This window comes from Streptomyces sp. WELS2, assembly GCF_013870595.1.
Lineage (GTDB): Bacteria > Actinomycetota > Actinomycetes > Streptomycetales > Streptomycetaceae > Streptomyces.
Window position 1 is genome coordinate 1 of the sequence record NZ_JACBWZ010000861.1, and the last position, 2,505, is coordinate 2,505.

The 2,505-nt window shown below is 75.4% G+C and carries 2 protein-coding genes; both read right to left on the minus strand.

Annotated elements, in window-relative coordinates:
- Positions 1 to 746, minus strand: a 746-nt coding sequence (locus H5J33_RS30905; protein ID WP_181798075.1) for an ECF transporter S component, incomplete at its 3' end; no start/stop codon positions are given.
- Positions 743 to 2,377 carry an ABC transporter ATP-binding protein gene (locus H5J33_RS30910; RefSeq protein WP_181798076.1) on the minus strand — a complete coding sequence of 545 codons (1,635 nt, stop codon included), beginning with the start codon at positions 2,375 to 2,377 and terminating at the stop codon, positions 743 to 745. The genes H5J33_RS30905 and H5J33_RS30910, both read right to left, overlap by 4 nt.
- Between the last annotated feature and the right edge of the window lie 128 nt (positions 2,378 to 2,505).

Below are 2,505 nucleotides of genomic sequence, written 5' to 3' on the forward strand. Positions count from 1 at the left end.
ACCGCCGGACCGAGCGCGAGGGTCAGCACGACCGTGCACAGGGCCCGGCCCAGGTCCCAGCCGAGGGACGTGGCCGTGCAGTACGCGACGAACCGGGCCAGGTTCGCGGCGACCGTATCCCCGGCGACGAACGAGATGCCCGAGGCCCCGCCGCCCATGAAAGGCCAGCCGGCCAGGTTCATCACCGTGCCGTAGGCGAACGCGGCCAGGAAGCCGTACACCGCGAGCAACAGCAGCTCGGCCCGCCCGCGCAGCCGGACCGGGCCGGGGAGCAGCCCGGCGCCCATCGTGAACCAGCCCATCGCCAGCATCTGGAACGGCAGCCACGGCCCGACCCCGCCCGTGAGCAGGGCGGAGGCGAACATCGTCACCGAGCCCAGGGTGAAGCCGAAGCCCGGCCCGAGCACCCGGCCGCTCAGCACCATCAGGAAGAACATCGGCTCCAGGCCCGCCGTACCGGCGCCGATCGGCCGCAGCGCCGCGCCCGTGGCCGCCAGGACGCCCAGCATCGCCACCGCCTTCGGGCCGAGGTCGGACTCCGAGATCGTCGCCGCGACCACCGCGACCAGCAGGATGAGCAGGCCCGCGAAGAGCCAGGGGGCGTCCTGGGCGTGGGCGCTCAGCCGCGAGCGGGGCGGGGCGAGGAAGGGCCAGCAGAAGGCGACCAGGCCGACGGCGCCGGTCAGGGCGAGGGCGGCGAGGGAACGGGGTCCCAGGCGGACGGCGTGCGGGCGGGTACGGCTCATGCCAGGGCCTCGCGGACCTCGGCGACGGTCAGCCAGCGCTGGGGTGCCAGGATCTTCGTCACCTGCGGGGCGAAGGAGGGGGAGGAGACGACGATCTCCGCCATCGGGCCGTCCGCGATCACCTCGCCCTCGGCCAGCAGCACCACGCGGTGCGCCAGCTCGGCGGCCAGCTCCACGTCGTGCGTCGCCAGCACGATCGCGTGTCCCTCGGCGGCCAGTCCCCGCAGCACGGAGACCAGGCGGGCCTTGGCCGCGTAGTCCAGGCCGCGGGTCGGCTCGTCCAGCAGGAGCAGCGGCGGCCGGGCGGTGAGCACCACGGCCAGCGCCAGCGCCAGGCGCTGGCCCTCGGAGAGGTCGCGGGGGTGGGCGTCGTCGGTGATGTCCGGGAGCAGCTCGGAGACCAGGGCGCGGCAGGTGCCTTCGGTGGCGTCCGCGTCCTTGTCGGAGGCGGCGCACTCCGCCGCGACCGTGTCGGCGTACAGCAGGTCCCGGGGGTCCTGGGGGACCAGCCCCACCCGGCGGATCAGGGCCGGGGGCGGGGTGCGGTGGGGGGTGAGGCCGCCGACGGTGACCGTGCCGGTGGTGGGGGCGAGCAGCCCGACCAGGGCGCTGAGCAGGGTGGACTTGCCGGCGCCGTTGCGGCCCATGAGGGCGATGGTCTCGCCCTTGGAGATGGTCAGGGTTACGTCGCGCAGGGCCTGGGTGGTGTCCCGGCGGAGGGCGAGGGACCGGGTCTCGGCGAGGTACGGGTGGCCGGGGGGCGGGGCGGGGGCGGGGTCGCTCACCGGCGTGGGCGAGTCGCTGCGCGACGGACTGCCGGCCAGCCGGGCCCGTAGGGGCGCGGCCTGACGGCGGGCGTCCCGGATCGTCAGGGGAAGGGGGGTCCAGTCGGCCAGGCGGCCCAGGGCGATCACCGGGGGGTAGACGGGGGAGACCGCCATGATCTCGGACGGGGTGCCCGTGAGGGGGGTGGCGCCGGGGGACGGGAGGAGGACCATCCGGTCGGCGTACTGGATCACTCGCTCCAGGCGGTGCTCGGCCATGAGGATCGTCGTGCCGAGGTCGTGCACCAGGCGCTGGAGGACGGCCAGTACCTCCTCCGCCGCCGCCGGGTCGAGCGCGGAGGTCGGCTCGTCCAGGACCAGTACCCGGGGGTGCGGGGTGAGGACCGAGCCGATGGCGACCCGCTGCCGCTGCCCGCCGGAGAGGGTGGCGATGGGACGGTCCCGCAGCGCGGCCAGGCCCAGCAGGTCCAGGGTCTCCTCCACCCGGCGCCGCATCACCGCCGGGGCGAGCCCCAGGGACTCCATGCCGTAGGCGAGTTCGTCCTCCACGGTGTCCGTCACGAAGTGCGCGAGCGGATCCTGGCCCACCGTGCCCACCACGTCGGCGAGTTCGCGCGGCTGGTGGGTGCGGGTGTCCCGGCCGGCCACCGTGACGCGTCCGCGCAGGGTGCCGCCGGTGAAGTGCGGGACCAGCCCGCTGACCGCGCCCAGCACGGTCGACTTGCCGACCCCGGACGGACCGGCCAGCAGCACGAGTTCGCCCTCGGGCACCTCGAAGTCCACACCGGCGACGGTGGGTTCGCCGGCGCCCTCGTACGTCACGCTGACATCCTCGAAGCGGATCACGACGGCTCCCTGGGGACGACGAAGGCGGGCAGCAGGGCGAGCAGGACGGCGGCGGCGGGCCACAGCGGGAGGGTGGGGGCGACCAGGGGGACGACCCCGGGGTGCAGGGCCTCCGGATCGCGGACCGA